At 70.2% G+C, this 16,340-nt stretch carries 13 protein-coding genes; 6 read left to right on the top strand and 7 right to left on the bottom strand.

Annotated elements, in window-relative coordinates:
* Positions 1 to 35 precede the first annotated feature (35 nt).
* Positions 36 to 785: an ABC transporter ATP-binding protein gene (locus ACGFYN_RS25180; protein ID WP_393868105.1), complete on the bottom strand. Its 750-nt coding sequence runs from the start codon at positions 783 to 785 to the stop codon at positions 36 to 38.
* Entirely contained in the window at positions 782 to 1,297 is a 516-nt protein-coding gene (locus tag ACGFYN_RS25175) for a PadR family transcriptional regulator (RefSeq protein ID WP_393868104.1), read from the bottom strand. Before ACGFYN_RS25175 ends, ACGFYN_RS25180 begins: the two co-directional genes overlap by 4 nt.
* A 176-nt stretch (positions 1,298 to 1,473) precedes the next feature.
* Here ACGFYN_RS25175 and ACGFYN_RS25170 point away from each other — a divergent pair, with 176 nt between their 5' ends.
* The 5 genes from ACGFYN_RS25170 (at position 1,474) to ACGFYN_RS25150 (ending at position 8,142) form a co-directional block, all read left to right on the top strand.
* Positions 1,474 to 2,745, top strand: a complete 1,272-nt coding sequence (locus ACGFYN_RS25170; protein WP_393868103.1) for an ABC transporter substrate-binding protein — start codon at positions 1,474 to 1,476, stop codon at positions 2,743 to 2,745.
* 155 nt (positions 2,746 to 2,900) lie between these two features.
* Positions 2,901 to 4,541, top strand: a complete 1,641-nt coding sequence (locus tag ACGFYN_RS25165; protein WP_393868102.1) for an alpha-amylase family glycosyl hydrolase — start codon at positions 2,901 to 2,903, stop codon at positions 4,539 to 4,541.
* A gap of 68 nt (positions 4,542 to 4,609) precedes the next feature.
* Positions 4,610 to 5,938: an ABC transporter substrate-binding protein gene (locus tag ACGFYN_RS25160; protein ID WP_393868101.1), complete on the top strand. Its 1,329-nt coding sequence runs from the start codon at positions 4,610 to 4,612 to the stop codon at positions 5,936 to 5,938.
* Positions 5,939 to 5,944: 6 nt separating this feature from the next.
* Positions 5,945 to 7,306 (top strand): ABC transporter permease subunit, encoded by a 1,362-nt coding sequence (locus ACGFYN_RS25155; RefSeq protein WP_393868100.1) that lies wholly within the window; start codon positions 5,945 to 5,947, stop codon positions 7,304 to 7,306.
* Positions 7,303 to 8,142, top strand: coding sequence for a carbohydrate ABC transporter permease (locus ACGFYN_RS25150; RefSeq protein WP_393868099.1), 840 nt, complete (start codon positions 7,303 to 7,305; stop codon positions 8,140 to 8,142). Before ACGFYN_RS25155 ends, ACGFYN_RS25150 begins: the two co-directional genes overlap by 4 nt.
* A gap of 50 nt (positions 8,143 to 8,192) precedes the next feature.
* On the opposite strand, the gene pgl is transcribed toward ACGFYN_RS25150, so the two are convergent.
* Genes pgl through tkt form a run of 5 tightly spaced genes read right to left on the bottom strand, consistent with a single transcriptional unit; the run spans position 8,193 to position 14,850 of the window.
* Positions 8,193 to 8,975, bottom strand: coding sequence for a 6-phosphogluconolactonase (gene pgl / locus ACGFYN_RS25145; protein ID WP_393868098.1), 783 nt, complete (start codon positions 8,973 to 8,975; stop codon positions 8,193 to 8,195).
* Positions 8,972 to 10,087: a glucose-6-phosphate dehydrogenase assembly protein OpcA gene (gene opcA, locus ACGFYN_RS25140; RefSeq protein ID WP_393868097.1), complete on the bottom strand. Its 1,116-nt coding sequence runs from the start codon at positions 10,085 to 10,087 to the stop codon at positions 8,972 to 8,974. The genes pgl and opcA overlap by 4 nt, the downstream gene beginning before the upstream one ends.
* The gene (zwf, locus tag ACGFYN_RS25135; protein ID WP_393868096.1) at positions 10,084 to 11,607 is read right to left on the bottom strand and encodes a glucose-6-phosphate dehydrogenase; all 1,524 of its coding nucleotides are present in this window, start codon (positions 11,605 to 11,607) and stop codon (positions 10,084 to 10,086) included. The genes opcA and zwf overlap by 4 nt, the downstream gene beginning before the upstream one ends.
* 3 nt (positions 11,608 to 11,610) lie before the next feature.
* Positions 11,611 to 12,729: a transaldolase gene (gene tal / locus ACGFYN_RS25130; protein ID WP_393868095.1), complete on the bottom strand. Its 1,119-nt coding sequence runs from the start codon at positions 12,727 to 12,729 to the stop codon at positions 11,611 to 11,613.
* Positions 12,730 to 12,762: 33 nt separating this feature from the next.
* Positions 12,763 to 14,850, bottom strand: coding sequence for a transketolase (gene tkt / locus ACGFYN_RS25125; RefSeq protein ID WP_393868094.1), 2,088 nt, complete (start codon positions 14,848 to 14,850; stop codon positions 12,763 to 12,765).
* A 381-nt stretch (positions 14,851 to 15,231) separates the two neighbouring features.
* On the opposite strand from tkt, the gene ACGFYN_RS25120 reads away from it, so the two are divergent.
* Entirely contained in the window at positions 15,232 to 16,185 is a 954-nt protein-coding gene (locus ACGFYN_RS25120) for a heme o synthase (protein ID WP_393868093.1), read from the top strand.
* Positions 16,186 to 16,340 lie beyond the last annotated feature (155 nt).

The raw sequence follows: 16,340 nt of genomic DNA, 5'->3' as shown, positions 1-16,340 counted from the left end.
CTCAGCCCTTCCAGGGGTCGTCGTACAGCCGCATGTCAGTCCCTGAGTTCCAGCACGCTCGATATCCCGGTCCCGCGGGTCGGCCTGCCGTCCAGTTCGGCGTCGTCGGCTATGCGCCCGTCGAAGAAGCTGATCACCCGGTCCGCGGCGCTCGCCAGCCGGGCGTCGTGGGTGACCAGAACGATCGTCTGGCCACGCTGGTGGAAGCGGGACAGCAGCCGCATCACCTCGCGGGTGCCCTTGCTGTCCAGGCTGCCCGCGGGCTCGTCGGCCAGCAGCAGCGGCGGGTGGTTGACCAGTGCCCGGGCCAGCGCGACCCGCTGCTGCTCACCGCCGGACAGCTCGCCCGGCATGCTGCGCTCCTTGCCCGCGAGCCCCAGCTCGGCCAGCAGCTCCTCGCGCCCGGCGCGCGCCTTCCGGGGCGCCACTCCGGCGAGCAGCGCGGGCAGCTCCACGTTGTCGGCGACGGAGAGGCTGGAGACCAGGTTGAAGAACTGGAAGACGATCCCGATGCGCTTCCTGCGCTCCACCGCCCAGCGGGCCTCGCTCCAGGCGTCCGTGAGCGCGCCGTCCAGCCGGATGCTGCCGCCGTCCGGCCGCTGGAGCCCGCCCAGCAGATGCAGCAGCGTCGACTTTCCGGCGCCGGACGGGCCGGTGACGGCCACGAACTCGCCCTGCCGTACGCAGAGGTCGACACCGCGCACGGCATACGCCGGCGCGCCCTCGCCGTGGTGCGTCCTGACCAGGCCCTCGGCCTGCAGCACGGGAGCGGGACTGTCGCTCACTCCAGCTCCTCCAGCTCTTCCTGGCACCGCTCCAGCCAGTCGAGGTCGGCCTGGAGGTGCAGCATCGCGCCCTCTATCAGCAGCTGCGCGACGCGGTTGTCCCGGTTCTCGGCGGCGGCCAGTTTCGAGAGGTTGCGCATGGTGTTGAGGTACTGCCGCCGCTGTTGGTTGATGAGGGCGATCTGGTCGGCGAGACCCGTCTGCGGTGCGAGCGCCAGCTTCATGAAGAACTCGTCCCGCACCCGCGGCTCGTCCTCGGGCTCCTCGAACCAGGCGCGCAGTGCCTCGCGTCCGGATTCGGTGAGGTGATAGACCTTTTTGTTGGGCCGGCTCGACTGCTCGACGTCCTCGCCCTCGATCAGCCCCTGCTTCTCGAGGCGGCCGAGGGTCACGTAGATCTGGCCGACGTTCGGCTGAGGGTACGCGGAGCCCAGCAGTTGCTCAAGGCCCTGCTTGAGCTCGTAGCCGTGCGCCGGCCCGCGCGCTAGAAGAGCCAGGAGGGGCAGACGCACGCGTGCTGTCCTCCTACTCTGCCCAATGTGCTCCAGGCCCCTAGGGCCTGCCGTCCGTCCTTCGGACGGACGACGGTAGATTGCCGCCAGGCCCTAGTATCGCCCATACCTAACAGGTATACATGGCCTCTGACTCCGGGCGAAGGCGCCCGGGGCCGGTGTGCAAGGAGGAACCTATGCGGTGGATACACGCCGCCGGTAGGGGCCTTCTCGTTCTCGTCGTGGTCATGACCGGTTACATCGCCTCCGGCGCCCATGCCGACGAGGGTCCGGCGGACGGCCGCGGGCCCCTGACGCTCGCGACCGCCGGGGACCTCACCGACTATCTCGGGCCTCTCCTCGAAGGCTGGAACCGCACCCACCCCGGCGAGAAGGTCACCCTCGTCGAGCTGCCGGACTCCGCCGACGAGACGCACGCCCAGATGGCCACCGACCTGCGCGGCGGGGACAGCAGCCGGTTCGACGTCCTCAACATCGACGTCAGCTGGACCTCGGAGTTCGCGGCGGCGGGCTGGATCCGCCCGCTGCCCCGCGACCGTTTCCCGCTGGGGACCTTCCTGAAACCGGTCGTCAAGACCGCTGAGTACGACGGCCGTCTGTACGCCGTCCCGTACGTCACCAACGCGGGTCTGCTCCTCTACCGCAAGGACGTCCTCGCCAAGGAGGGCGTCCCACCGCCGCGTACCTGGGCCGAGCTGGAGCAGGACGCCAAGACCATCGCGCCGAAGTACGGACTCGACGGTTATGCGGGGCAGTTCCTGCCGTACGAGGGCCTGACCGTCAACGCGGCCGAGGCCGTCTACTCGGCCGGCGGCAGCATCCTCGGCGACGAGGGCGCCCGGGTCACCGTGAACTCCGCAGCCGCCCGCGAGGGCATCGGCTTCCTCGCCCGGGGCGTGCGCGAGGGCTGGATCCCGAAGAAGGCGCTGACGTACAAGGAGGAGGAGTCCAAGCAGGCCTTCCGGGACGGAAAGCTGCTCTTCCTGCGCAACTGGCCCTATGCCTACGTCGCCTCCTCGGCCAAGGGCTCCCCGGTCGCCGGCAAGATCGGCGCCGTGCCGCTGCCGGGCCTGGGGGGCCCCGGCAGGAGCGTCCTCGGCGGCTCCAACCTGGCCGTCAACACCCATGCCAGGCACCCGGATTCGGCCGCGCGCCTGATCGCGTACCTCACGAGCGCGCCGGTCCAGCGCCAGGTCCTCACCCGCGGCGCGCTGCCGCCCGTGCGGGCCGCGCTCTACCAAGACCCCGATCTGATACGGCAGTTCCCCTATCTGCCGACCCTGCGCGAGAGCGTGCGCTCGGCCGCGCCGCGTCCCCAGAGCCCGCGCTACGGCCAGGTCAGCCTGGTGGTGCAGGCGGTCGTGCACGACGCGATGACGGGGCACGAGACGCCCGCGGCGGCCGTACGGCGACTGGCGCGGGAACTGGCCGCGATCCCCGGGCGATAGCTCCCTCGTAGCCCTCCTAGTTACTTGTTAAGTAACGCCGACATCTCAACTGGCGCAACCTTGCCCCGGTAAGTCCGTATTTGGAACCCCAACCCACCAGTAGCATCCATTCTTTTCATTGACACCCCTGAGACATGGCTACCTAACATGCATGCATGTTGAGTAAGTGCCGCTGGTGGCGGGACGCAGTGATCTACCAGGTGTACGTCCGCAGCTTCCTGGACAGCACCGGCGACGGAATCGGCGATCTGGCCGGCGTCCGGGCCGGGCTGCCGTATCTGAAGAAGCTGGGCGTGGACGGGATCTGGCTGAGCCCCTTCTACCCCTCGCCCCAGCACGACCACGGCTACGACGTGGCCGACTACTGCGACGTCGACCCGCTCTTCGGCGACCTCGCCGAGTTCGACCTGCTGACGGCGGCCGCCCGGCGGCTCGGCGTCAAGGTGCTGCTCGACGTCGTGCCCAACCACTGCTCCAGCGAGCACCCGTGGTTCAAGGAGGCACTCGCCTCGGCGCCCGGCAGCGCGGCCCGCGCCCGCTTCCACTTCGCCGACGGACGCGGTCCCGAAGGCGCCGAGCCGCCCAACAACTGGCACTCCATGTTCGGCGGGCCGGCCTGGAGCCGGGTCACCGAGCCGGACGGCAGCCCCGGCCAGTGGTACCTGCACATGTTCGCGCCCGAGCAGCCCGACTGGAACTGGCGCACCCCCGAGGTCGGCGCCGAGTTCGACCGGGTGCTCCGCTTCTGGCTGGACCGGGGCATCGACGGCTTCCGCATCGACGTCGCGGCCGGTCTCTTCAAGCACCCCGACCTGCCCGACTCCGACGACCCGGAGGTCGACGCCCGCACCCGCGACTCGGTCAACCCGCTCGCCTGGAACCAGCCCGAGGTGCACGACGTGTGGCGCCACTGGCGGTCGGTGTGCGAGGAGTACACGCAGCGAGACGGCCTCGAGCGGCTGCTGGTAGGCGAGGTGTCCGTGCCGAACGCCCGCGAACACGCCCGGTACGTACGGTCGGACGAGCTGCACCAGGCCTTCTTCTTCGACCTGCTCAGCGCGCCCTGGAACGCCGACGCCTTCCGCAAGGTCATCTCCGAGGCCATGCAGGACATCGCCGGCACCGGCTCCACCGTCACCTGGGTGCTCAACAACCACGACCAGGTCCGCACCGTCACCCGCTACGGCGAACCCGCCACCGAGAGCAGCGGCCTGGGGCCCGCGCCCCTCGGTGCCGCCCGCGCAAGAGCCGCCGCACTGCTGATGCTGGCGCTGCCCGGAGCCGCGTACATCTACCAGGGCGAGGAGCTGGGCCTGCCCGAGGTCGTCGACCTGCCCGACGACGTGCTCACCGACCCGATATTCCGCCGCACCGGAAGCCGGGCGCGGATCCGCGACGGCTGCCGGGTGCCGCTGCCGTGGTCCGGGCAGGCCTCGCCGTTCGGCTTCACCTCCGGCGCCGAGAGCGCGCGGCCCTGGCTGCCGCAGCCGTCGTACTTCGCCGAGTACGCCACCGACCGTGCCCTCGCCGACACCCGCTCCTTCTGGCACCTGTACCGCGACGGCCTCCAACTACGGGCCGCACTGCCGCAGTTGGGCGAGGGCACGCTCGACTGGCTGGACACCCCGCCCGGCGTCCTCGGCTTCGTCCGCGGCGACGGCCTGGTCTGCGCCGTCAACTTCGGTACGGCACCCACGCCCGCGCCCGTCTCCGGCACCCCGCTGCTGTCCAGCGGCCCGTGCCCGGCCGGGGTGCTGCCCGGCTCGACGGCGGCCTGGTGGCTGAGCGACCTCTGACCACCGCCGCACCCCGCGGCGGCTGCTGATTTTCCGTCAACTTCCCACCCCTCGAAGGGACATCAACGATGATGCGACGACGCACGACCCTGCTCACCGGCTGCACCGCCCTCGCCCTGGCGCTCGGCGCCACCGCGTGCGGAGGCAGCGGCCCGGTCTCCGCCGGCGGCGGAGACAAGGCGCTCAGCGGCCAGACGGTCAACGTGGCCGGTGTCTGGTCCGGCAGCGAGCAGAAGAACTTCCAGAAGGTGCTGGACGCGTTCACCGCGAAGACCGGCGCCAAGACGCAGTTCACGTCCACCGGCGACAACGTCTCCACCGTCGTCGGCAGCAAGATCGAGGGCGGCAACGCGCCCGACGTGGTGATGGTCCCGCAGGTCGGCGTGCTCCAGCAGTTCGCGCAGAAGGGCTGGCTGAAGCCCCTGTCCCCGACCGCCGAGAAGTCGGTGGACGACGGATACGCGTCCGTCTGGAAGAAGTACGGCAGCGTCGACGGCAAGCTGTACGGGCTGTACTTCAAGGCCGCCCACAAGTCGACGGTCTGGTACAGCCCCGACGCCCTCGACCAGGCCGGCGTCAAGCCGCCGACGACGTACGACGCGATGCTGAAGGCGGGGCACACCGTCTCCGACTCCGGACTCGCCGCCTTCTCGGTCGCCGGGCAGGACGGCTGGACGCTCACCGACTGGTTCGAGAACGTGTACCTCTCGCAGGCGGGCCCCGCGAAGTACGACGCCCTGGCCGCCCACAAGCTGAAGTGGACGGATGCGTCGGTGGTCAAGGCGCTCGGCACGCTCGGCAAGCTCTTCAAGGACAAGCAGCTGATCGCCGGCGGCCAGAAGGAGGCCCTCAACACCGACTTCCCGGGCTCGGTGGAGAAGGTCTTCGGTCCCAAGCCCGAGGCCGGCATGGTCTACGAGGGCGACTTCGTCGCCGGTGTCGCCAAGGACCAGTTCGGCAGAACGATCGGCAAGGACGCCGACTTCTTCCCCTTCCCCGCGGTCGACGGGGGCAAGGCGCCGGTGGTCAGCGGCGGTGACGCCGCCGTCGTCCTGAAGGACGGCAAGAACTCCAAGGCCGGCATGAAGCTCCTGGAGTACCTGGCGACCCCCGAGGCCGCGGCCGTATGGGCGAAGGCCGGCGGCTTCCTCTCCCCGAACAAGAAGCTCGACCTCGGCGAGTACGGCGACGACGTCACCCGCGCCACCGCCAAGTCCCTCGTCGGGGCCGGGGATTCGGTCCGCTTCGACATGTCCGACCAGGCGCCGGCGGCGTTCGGCGGGACGAAGGGCGCCGGCGAGTGGAAGCTGCTCCAGGACTTCCTGCGCGACCCGTCGGACCCGAAGAAGACCGCGGCGCAGCTCGAGGCCGCCGCGGCCAAGGCTTACAAGGGCTGACGTCTCATGACCGCGACTCTGGTGAAAGAGACAAGTCCCCCTGGGACCGGGGCCGTCGAACGCGCCCGCCGCTCGCGCCGGCGGGCCCGGATCGTCGCCGTGCTGTTCGCCTTCCCGGCCCTGCTCCTGCTGGGCGCGCTGGTGGTGTACCCGGTGCTGTTCTCGGTCGGCCGCAGCTTCTTCGACGCGTCCGGCACCCGCTTCGTCGGCGGCGAGAACTACACCGAGATGTTCCGTGACCCGGCGACCCTCAAGGCCGTGCGGAACACGGCCATCTGGGTCGTCGTGGCGCCGGCGCTGCTGACCGGACTCGGCCTGATCCTCGCCGTCCTGGTGGAGAAGGTCCGCTGGGCCACCGCCTTCAAGCTGCTGCTGTTCATGCCGATGGCGGTGTCCTTCCTCGCGGCGGGCATCATCTTCCGGCTCGCCTACGACGAGGACCCCAACAAGGGCGTGCTGAACGCGGCCGTGGTCGGGGTGCACGACACCTTCCAGGGCACCTCGGAGTATCCGACGGCGCGGGCCCGGGTGGGCCAGGGCCTGAAGACGGGTCCGGACGGCTCGTACCGCACGGGCAGGGGCGTCTCGCCCGGGAACTCGGTGGCGCTCGGACTGGTGGGGGTGGCGCCCAAGGACCTGCCGTCGGGGGCCGAACCGGCCTACACGGCAGCGACCCGCAAGGCGGCCTCCGACGAGCTGCGCGGGGTGGTCTACCTGGACTTCACCCCCGGCGGGGGCGGCGAGCAGGGCAAGGTCGACCGGCGTGAGAGCGGGCTGCCGCAGATGACGGTCGAGGCGGTGCGGTCCGACGGGAGGACGGCCGGGAGCACGACGACCGCCTCCGACGGCTCGTTCGTCTTCAAGGGCCTCGGCTCCGGTTCGTACACGGTGAAGCTGCCGGGCTCGAACTTCGCGCAGCCCTACGACGGGATCTCCTGGCTCGGGCCCGCGCTGGTCACACCCGCGATCATCGGCGCGTACCTGTGGATCTGGACGGGCTTCGCGATGGTCCTGATCGGCGCCGGACTCGCGACGCTGCCGCGCGACGCGCTGGAGGCGGCCCGGATGGACGGCGCCAACGAGTGGCAGATCTTCCGGCGGATCACGGTGCCGCTGCTCGCGCCCGTGCTGACGGTGGTCTTCGTGACCCTCGTGATCAACGTGATGAAGGTCTTCGACCTCGTCTACATCATCGCGCCGGGCCCGGTGCAGGAGGACGCCACCGTACTGGCCACCCAGATGTGGCTGGTGTCCTTCGGCGGCGGCAACAACCAGGGGCTCGGCAGTGCGCTCGGTGTGCTGCTTCTGCTGCTGGTCGTCCCCGCGATGGTCTTCAACGTCCGTCGTTTCCGAAGGAGTCAGCGATGAACGCGGTCAGGCGCGGCCTGAGCAGCGGGCTGGTGCAGGCATTCCTCGTGCTGATCGGCCTGGTGTGGCTGACGCCGCTGGCGGGGCTGTTCCTGTCCTCGCTGCGGTCCAGCCAGGACTCGGCGAGCAGCGGCTGGTGGAAGGTGTTCTCCAGTCCCGGGCAGCTGTCCTTCGACAACTACTCGGCGCTGCTGAAGAACGCCGGGATGACGCAGGCCTTCTGGAACACGGTGCTGATCTCGGTGCCGGCGACCGTCCTGGTCGTCGTCCTCGCGGCGCTGGCCGGATACGCCTTCGCCTGGCTGGACTTCCCCGGCCGGGAGGCCGTCTTCCTGGTCGTGGTGGCGCTGTTGGTGGTGCCCGTGCAGATCGGTCTGCTGCCGGTGGCCAAACTCTTCGGCGCGCTGGGCCTGTTCGGAACGATCCCGGGCGTGGTGCTGTTCCATGTGGCCTACGGCCTGCCGTTCGCCGTCTTCCTGCTGAGGAACTACTTCGCCGATATGCCCAAGGAGATGCTGGAGGCCGCGCGGATGGACGGCGGCAGCGAGTGGCGCATCTTCACGCGTCTCGTGCTGCCGGTGGGCCGCCCCGCGATCGCCTCGCTGGCCATCTTCCAGTTCCTCTGGGTCTGGAACGACATGCTGGTCGCCCTGCTCTTCGCCGACAGCTCGTCGCAGCCCCTGACGGTCCAACTCCAGTCGCAGATACGGCAGTTCGGCAGCAACATCGATGTGCTGGCACCCGGCGCGTTCCTCTCACTGGTGGTACCGGTCATCGTGTTCTTCGCGTTCCAGCGGCATTTCGTCCAGGGCGTCATGGCGGGGTCGGTCAAGTGAAAGGGCGGCGGGGGCTGTTCACCCCCGCCGCCCTTTCCCGGCACGAACCTTCAGGGTGACGCCGGCGGATAGAGCGAACGCGGCAGCTGCGAGGCCGCCGGCGCGTCCAGGAGCCACAGGGTGCGTGAGCGGCCCCGAGCGCCCGCCGCAGGGGCCTGGATCTCGCCCGCGCCCGAGAGGGCGATCGCGGCCGCCTCGGCCTTGTCCTCGCCGGCGGCGAGCAGCCAGACCTCGCGGGCGGCACGGATCGCCGGGAGGGTCAGGGTCACCCGCGTAGGCGGCGGCTTCGGCGCGCCGTGGACGCCGACCACCGTGCGCTCCGTCTCACGGACCGCGGGGAGTTCGGGGAAGAGCGAGGCCACGTGCGTGTCCGGGCCGACGCCCAGCATCAGGACGTCGAAACTGGGGACGGAGGCGTGGTTCTCGGGGCCGGCCGCCCGCACCAGCTCCTCCGCGTAACCCTCCGCCGCCGCCTCGGCGTCCGCTCCGTAGGGCCCGTCCGACGCGGGCATGGCGTGCACGCGCTTGGGGTCCAGCGGGACGGAGTCCAGCAGGGCCTCGCAGGCCTGCGTGACATTGCGCTCGGGATCGCCCTCCGGCAGGAAGCGCTCGTCCCCCCACCACAGGTCGAGCCGGTGCCAGTCGATCGCGTCCCGGGCCGGCGCGGCCGCCAGCGCGGCCAGCAGGCCGTTGCCGTTGCGGCCGCCCGTGAGGACCACGGACGCGTAGCCCCGGGAGGCCTGCGCGTCGACGATCTTCGTGATCAGACGGGCCGCGGCGGCCTGCGCCATCAGTTCCTTGTCGCGGTGCACGACCAGCTGCGGAGTGCTCACTGCGCCGTCGCCTTCTTTCCCGTCGCCGGCGCCTCGGGGTCCGTCGCGGGCGCCTCGGGGTCCGTCACCGGCGCCTGCGCCGCCGCTTCCCGCGCGGGAGCTTCCGCAGCGCCCTCGCCAGGGGCCTCGACGCCGGCCCGTTCTCCTTTGGGGTCCGGGTCCGGAAAGGAGGGCAGCGGCGCCGGTGCCTCGTGCAGCCGCTCCACCCCGAACCGCAGCGCCGACGCGTACGTGTCGTCCGGGTCCAGCCGCCGCAGCTCCTCGGCGATCAGCTCGGCCGTCTCACGCCGCTTCAGCGCCACCGCACGGTCCGGCTGGCCCTGGATGGAGAGCGTGGCCAGGGCGCCGTCGGCCCGGTCCAGGGTGATCTGACCGGTGTCGGTGGCCATGCGTACCGCGGTGAGGCCGGGCCCGTTGGACAGCGACCGCTTCACCGGCACGTCCAGCCGGTCCGCGAGCCACATCGCCAGCAGCTCGCAGCTCGGGTTGAACTCCTCGCCCTCCACCTCGACGGCCTCCACCTTGCAGGTGACCTGGTCGAGCGCGGCGGCCAGCATCGAGCGCCAGGGCGTGATGCGGGTCCAGGACAGGTCGGTGTCGCCGGGGGTGTACGTGTCGGCGCGCGCCGTCAGCTCCCGCACCGGCTGCTCCGCGGCGTACGTGTCCGTGACGCGGCGCTGGGCGAGGGCGCCCAGCGGGTCGTTCGCCGGGTCGAGCGGCGCGTTCACCGGCCACCAGGCCACCACCGGGGCGTCCGGCAGCAGCAGCGGCAGCACCACCGACTGGGCGTGGTCGACCACTTCGCCGTAGAGGCGGAGCACCACCGTCTCGCCCGTGCCCGCCTCCGCGCCGACCCGCACCTCCGCGTCCAGGCGGGACGACGTGCGGTCGCGGGGGGTGCGGGAGACGCGCTTGATGACCACGAGCGTGCGCGAGGGGTGCTCGCGCGAGGCGTCGTTCGCCGCCTTCAGGGCGTCGTACGCGTTCTCCTCGTCCGTCACGATGACCAGCGTGAGCACCATGCCCACGGCCGGCGTGCCGATGGCCCGCCGGCCCTGCACCAGCGCCTTGTTGATCTTGCTGGCCGTGGTGTCCGTGAGGTCTATCTTCATGGCCGGCGCCAGCTCCGTCCCTCTCGTGCGAGCATTTCGTCCGCCTCGACGGGACCCCAGGTACCGGACGGGTACTGGGCGGGCTTGCCGTGCTGGTCCCAGTACTGCTCGATCGGGTCGAGGATCTGCCAGGACAGCTCGACCTCCTCGGTGCGCGGGAAGAGGTTCGAGTCGCCGAGCAGCACGTCGAGGATCAGGCGTTCGTACGCCTCCGGGGAGGACTCGGTGAAGGACTCGCCGTAGGCGAAGTCCATCGACACGTCCCGGATCTCCATCGAGGTGCCCGGCACCTTCGAGCCGAAGCGGACCGTCACGCCCTCGTCCGGCTGGACGCGGATGACGATCGCGTTCTTGCCGAGCTCCTCCGTCGCCGTGTGGTCGAAGGGGGAGTGCGGCGCCCGCTGGAAGACGACCGCGATCTCGGTGACCCGGCGGCCCAGGCGCTTGCCGGTGCGGAGATAGAAGGGGACGCCCGCCCAGCGGCGGTTGTCGATCTCCAGCTTGAGGGCGGCGTAGGTGTCGGTCTTCGACTTGGGGTCGATGCCCTCCTCCTGGAGGTACCCGACCGCCTTCTCGCCGCCCTGCCAGCCGGCCGCGTACTGCCCGCGCACGGTGTCCCGGCCCAGGTCCTTCGGCAGCCGTACGGCGCCGAGCACCTTCGTCTTCTCCGCGGCCAGCGCGTCCGCGTCGAAGGAGGCGGGCTCCTCCATGGCCGTCAGGGCCATCAGCTGCAGGAGGTGGTTCTGGATGACGTCGCGGGCGGCGCCGATGCCGTCGTAGTAGCCGGCCCGGCCGCCGATGCCGATGTCCTCGGCCATGGTGATCTGCACATGGTCCACGAAGGACCGGTTCCAGATCGGTTCGAACATCGTGTTGGCGAAGCGCAGCGCCAGGATGTTCTGGACGGTCTCCTTGCCCAGGTAGTGGTCGATGCGGAAGACCTGGTCCGGGGCGAAGACCTCCTCGACGGTCGTGTTGAGCTCCTCGGCCGACTTCAGGTCGTGGCCGAAGGGCTTCTCGATGACCGCGCGGCGCCAGGAGCCGGAGCTCTGGTCGGCCAGCCCGTGCTTCTTCAGCTGCTGGATCACGACCGGGAAGGAGCGCGGCGGCACGGACAGGTAGAAGGCGAAGTTGCCCCCCGTGCCCTGTGCCTTGTCGAGCTCCTCGATGGTGGCGCGCAGCCGCTCGAACGCGTCGTCGTCGTCGAAGGTGCCCTGGACGAAGCGCATCCCCTGGATGAGCTGCTGCCAGACCTCCTCGCGGAACGGCGTGCGGGCGTGCTCCTTGACGGCGTCGTGGACCTCGGCCGCGAAGTCCTCGTGCTGCCATTCGCGGCGGGCGAAGCCCACCAGCGAGAAGCCCGGCGGCAGCAGACCCCTGTTGGCGAGGTCGTACACGGCGGGCATGAGCTTCTTCCGTGACAAGTCGCCCGTGACGCCGAAGATGACCAGGCCCGACGGCCCCGCGATACGCGGGAGCCGTCGGTCTGCGGGGTCACGCAGCGGGTTGCTGCTCGACAAAGATCAACCCTCCGAGGGGGCGAGGCGCTCCAGCTCCGCCTCGGTCGACTTGAGCAGGTCGTTCCAGGACGCCTCGAACTTCTCGACGCCCTCGTCCTCCAGGAGCTGAACCACCTCGTTGTACGAGATCCCGAGCTTCTCGACGGCGTCGATGTCGGCGCGGGCCTGCGCGTACGTCCCGGCGATGGCGTTGCCGGTGATCGAGCCGTGCTCCTCGGTGGCCTCCAGGGTGGCCTCCGGCATGGTGTTGACCGTGTTGGGCGCGACCAGGTCGTCGACGTACAGCGTCGGCTTGTAGGCCTTGTCCTTCACACCGGTGGAGGCCCACAGCGGACGCTGCTTGCGGGCGCCCGCCTTCTCCAGCGCGTTCCAGCGGTCGGAGGAGAAGACCTCCTCGTACGCCTCGTAGGCGAGGCGCGCGTTGGCGACGGCGGCCTTGCCGCGCAGCGCCTTGGCCTCGTCGGTGCCCAGCGCGTCGAGCCGCTTGTCGATCTCGGTGTCCACGCGGGACACGAAGAAGGACGCCACGGAGCGGATCTGCGAGAGGTCCAGGCCGCGCTCCTTGGCCTTCTCCAGGCCGGAGAGGTAGGCGTCCATGACCTCGCGGTAGCGCTCGAGCGAGAAGATCAGCGTGACGTTGACGCTGATGCCGAGGCCGATGACCTCGGTGATCGCCGGGAGGCCGCCCATGGTGGCCGGGATCTTGATGAGCGTGTTGGGCCGGTCCACCAGCCAGGCCAGCTGCTTGGCCTCGGCGACGGTGGCCCTGGTGTTGTGCGCGAGGCGCGGGTCGACCTCGATCGACACCCGGCCGTCCTGGCCGTCGGTGGCGTCGAAGACGGGGCGCAGGATGTCGGCGGCGTCGCGGACGTCCGCCGTGGTGATCATGCGTACGGCCTCTTCGACGGTGACCTTGCGGGCGGCGAGGTCGGTCAGCTGCGCGTCGTAGCCGTCGCCCTGCGAGATCGCCTTCTGGAAGATCGTCGGGTTGGTGGTGACGCCCACGACGTGCTGCTGGTCGATCAGTTCGGCGAGGTTGCCGGACGTGATCCGCTTGCGCGACAGGTCGTCCAGCCAGATCGCGACGCCTTCTTCGGAGAGGCGCTTCAGTGCGTCTGTCATGGAATTACATCTCCTACGTGTCGTATGTGAGCGTCAGCGCTGGGCGGCGGCGATGGATTCCCGGGCCTTGGCGGCCACGTTCTCGGCAGTGAAGCCGAACTCGCGGAAGAGGACCTTGCCGTCGGCGGAAGCACCGAAGTGCTCCAGGGAAACGATGCGGCCCGCGTCCCCGACATACCTGTGCCAGGTCAGTCCGATACCGGCCTCGACCGCGACCCGCGCCTTCACGTTCGGCGGCAGAACGCTGTCCCGGTACCCCTGGTCCTGCTCCTCGAACCACTCCACGCACGGCATGGACACGACTCGCGTGGGCACCCCGTCGGCCTGGAGCTGCTCGCGCGCCTCGACGGCGACGTGCACCTCGGAACCGGTCGCGATGAGGACGACCTGCGGCTCGCCGCCGTCGGCCTCGAACAGCACGTAACCGCCGCGCGCCGTGTTCTCGTCGGGCTCGTACACCGGCACGCCCTGACGGGTCAGCGCCAGACCGTGCGGAGCGCCCTCGCCGAAGACCTTGGTGTAGCGGCGGAGGATCTCGCGCCAGGCGATCGCGGTCTCGTTGGCGTCGGCCGGGCGCACCACGTTCAGGCCGGGGATCGCACGCAGCGATGCCAGGTGCTCGATGGGCTGGTGGGTCGGGCCGTCCTCGCCGAGACCGATCGAGTCGTGCGTCCACACGTACGTCACCGGCAGGTGCATCAGCGCCGACAGCCGCACGGAGTTGCGCATGTAGTCGGAGAAGACCAGGAACGTACCGCCGTAGACACGGGTGTTGCCGTGCAGGGTGATGCCGTTCATCTCCGCGGCCATGGAGTGCTCGCGGATGCCGAAGTGAATGGTCCGGCCGTACGGGTTCGCCTCCGGCAGCGGGTTGTCCGCCGGCAGGAACGAACTCGTCTTGTCGATGGTCGTGTTGTTGGAGCCGGCCAGGTCGGCGGAGCCGCCCCACAGCTCGGGGATCACGGCACCGAGGGCCTGGAGGACCTTGCCCGAGGCGGCGCGGGTCGCGACGCCCTTGCCCGGCTCGAAGACCGGGAGCTTCTCCTCCCAGCCGGCCGGCAGCTCACCCTTGGCCATGCGGTCGAAGTCGGCCGCGCGCTCGGCGTTGTTCTGCCGCCAGAGCCGGAACGACTTCTCCCACTCGGCCTTCGCCTCGCGGCCGCGCTCCTGCGCCTGGCGGGTGTGCTTGAGGACCTCGTCGGCGACCTCGAAGCTCTTGCCGGGGTCGAAGCCGAGGACGCGCTTGGTGGCCGCTACCTCGTCGTCGCCGAGCGCCGAGCCGTGCGCGGCCTCGGTGTTCTGCGCGTTCGGGGCGGGCCAGGCGATGATCGAGCGCATCGCGATGAACGACGGCCGGTCCGTCACCTGCTTCGCGGCCTCGATCGCGTTGTAGATCGCGTGCGGGTCGAGGTCCCCGTCCGGCTTCGGCGCGATGCGCTGCACGTGCCAGCCGTAGGCCTCGTACCGCTTGACGGTGTCCTCGGAGACGGCCGTCTCGGTGTCGCCCTCGATCGAGATGTGGTTGTCGTCCCACAGCAGGATCAGGTTGCCGAGCTGCTGGTGGCCGGCCATCGAGGACGCCTCGGAGGAGATGCCCTCCTGGAGGCAGCCGTCACCGGCGATGCAGTAGACGAAGTGGTCGAAGGGGGACTCGCCCTGCGCAGCGTCCGGGTCGAACAGACCGCGCTCGTAACGGGCGGCCATCGCCATGCCCACGGCGTTGGCGACACCCTGGCCCAGCGGGCCGGTCGTGGTCTCGACGCCCGTCGTGTGGCCGTACTCCGGGTGACCGGGGGTCCTGGAGCCCCAGGTGCGGAAGGCCTTGAGATCGTCCAGCTCCAGGCCGAAGCCGGCCAGGTAGAGCTGTGTGTAGAGGGTCAGGGACGAGTGACCGGCGGACAGGACGAAGCGGTCGCGGGCGACCCAGTCCGGATCGGTGGGGTCGTGCCGCATCACCTTCTGGAAGAGGGTGTACGCGGCGGGCGCCAGGCTCATCGCCGTACCGGGATGGCCGTTGCCGACCTTCTGTACGGCGTCGGCGGCCAGGACGCGGGCGGTGTCCACGGCCCGCTGGTCCAACTCGGTCCACTCGAGGTCTGTGGTGGTCGGCTTGGTGCTCACCCTGAGTCAGGGCTCCTCTCCACATGTCACGCATGTCGAATGCCGGCGCACTGGGACGCCCACCGGCCGCTGTCGAGCCTACCCCCGTGAGAACGCGCATTTTTTCGAGTCATTCCAGACTGCCGGGCCCGGCAAGGATCCGCCTCCCGACTGCTCGGATCCGTGGTCGGCAACTGAATACGGAGCCGCTCGCCCCGCTGCTCAATCGAGCTTCAGTACGACGTCCGGGCGCACCCGTGCGCCGCCGGTCACGGCCCCCCGCCAACACGACCCCACCCCCGCGAAGATCGGGGTATGGGCAACGTCTAAAGTGGCGTGGTACGCGCGAGCCTTTACCGGTACTTCACATGGGCGGGGGCTCGCTGGGATGTCTCTGTAGGGGTGTGCGTGACGGCCGTCGAATCCCGTCCAGCCGGGGTGCTGGGGGAGAGCAGGAGCTCGAGTCACCGGCCGTTCGGGGCCCGTGTCAAGGCGTTCGTGGCGCTGACCAAGCCGCGGATCATCGAGCTGCTCCTCATCACCACCGTTCCGGTGATGTTCCTGGCGCAGCAGGGGGTGCCGGACCTGACGCTGGTCCTGCTCACCTGCCTGGGCGGATACCTGTCGGCGGGCGGCGCCAACGCGCTGAACATGTACATCGACCGCGACATCGACGCGCTGATGGACCGCACCTCGCAGCGTCCGCTGGTCACCGGGATGGTCAGCCCGCGCGAGTGCCTCGCCTTCGGCATCACCCTGGCGGTCGTCTCGACGCTGCTGTTCGGGCTGACCGTCAACTGGCTGTCCGCCTGGCTCTCGCTCGGGGCGCTCCTCTTCTACGTCGTCGTCTACACGATGATCCTCAAGCGCCGTACCTCGCAGAACATCGTGTGGGGCGGCATCGCGGGCTGCATGCCGGTGCTCATCGGGTGGTCGGCAGTCACCGACTCGATGTCCTGGGCGCCGGTCATCCTCTTCCTCGTCATGTTCTTCTGGACCCCGCCGCACTACTGGCCGCTGTCCATGAAGGTCAAGGAGGACTACGCGCGCGTGGGCGTGCCGATGCTCCCGGTCGTCGCCTCCAACAAGGTGGTCGCCAAGCAGATCGTCGTCTACAGCTGGGTGATGGTCGCCGTCTCCCTGCTCCTGACGCCCCTCGGCTACACCGGCTGGTTCTACACGACGGTCGCCCTGGCGGCCGGCGGCTGGTGGCTGTGGGAGGCGCACGCGCTGCAGAACCGCGCGAAGTCCGAGGTGACGGGCGGGAAGCTCAAGGAGATGCGCCTGTTCCACTGGTCCATCACCTATGTGTCGCTGCTCTTCGTGGCGGTCGCGGTGGACCCCTTCCTGCGCTGACAGCCGCTCACGGTCGCAGGCGCGACGGTGACGTCCGACGGGCGGGGGGGGGGGGGGCCGGGCCCCCCCCCCCCCCGCGCCCCGGGGGGGTGCGCCGGCGGGGGGCCAGGGGGGTGGGGGGCCGGGGCGGGGTGGAGAGGGCCGCGGGGGGGCGC

The organism is Streptomyces sp. NPDC048419 (genome assembly GCF_043200415.1).
Taxonomy (GTDB): domain Bacteria; phylum Actinomycetota; class Actinomycetes; order Streptomycetales; family Streptomycetaceae; genus Streptomyces.
This window is presented reverse-complemented; position numbering and strand designations above follow the sequence as displayed.

Coding starts and splice junctions, on each gene's coding strand:
- ACGFYN_RS25170 (WP_393868103.1), top strand. CDS start 1,474: ATGCGGTGGATACACGCCGCCGGTAGGGGCCTTCTCGTTCTCGTCGTG.
- ACGFYN_RS25165 (WP_393868102.1), top strand. CDS start 2,901: ATGTTGAGTAAGTGCCGCTGGTGGCGGGACGCAGTGATCTACCAGGTG.
- ACGFYN_RS25160 (WP_393868101.1), top strand. CDS start 4,610: ATGATGCGACGACGCACGACCCTGCTCACCGGCTGCACCGCCCTCGCC.
- ACGFYN_RS25155 (WP_393868100.1), top strand. CDS start 5,945: ATGACCGCGACTCTGGTGAAAGAGACAAGTCCCCCTGGGACCGGGGCC.
- ACGFYN_RS25150 (WP_393868099.1), top strand. CDS start 7,303: ATGAACGCGGTCAGGCGCGGCCTGAGCAGCGGGCTGGTGCAGGCATTC.
- opcA (WP_393868097.1), bottom strand. CDS start 10,087: ATGAAGATAGACCTCACGGACACCACGGCCAGCAAGATCAACAAGGCG.
- tal (WP_393868095.1), bottom strand. CDS start 12,729: ATGACAGACGCACTGAAGCGCCTCTCCGAAGAAGGCGTCGCGATCTGG.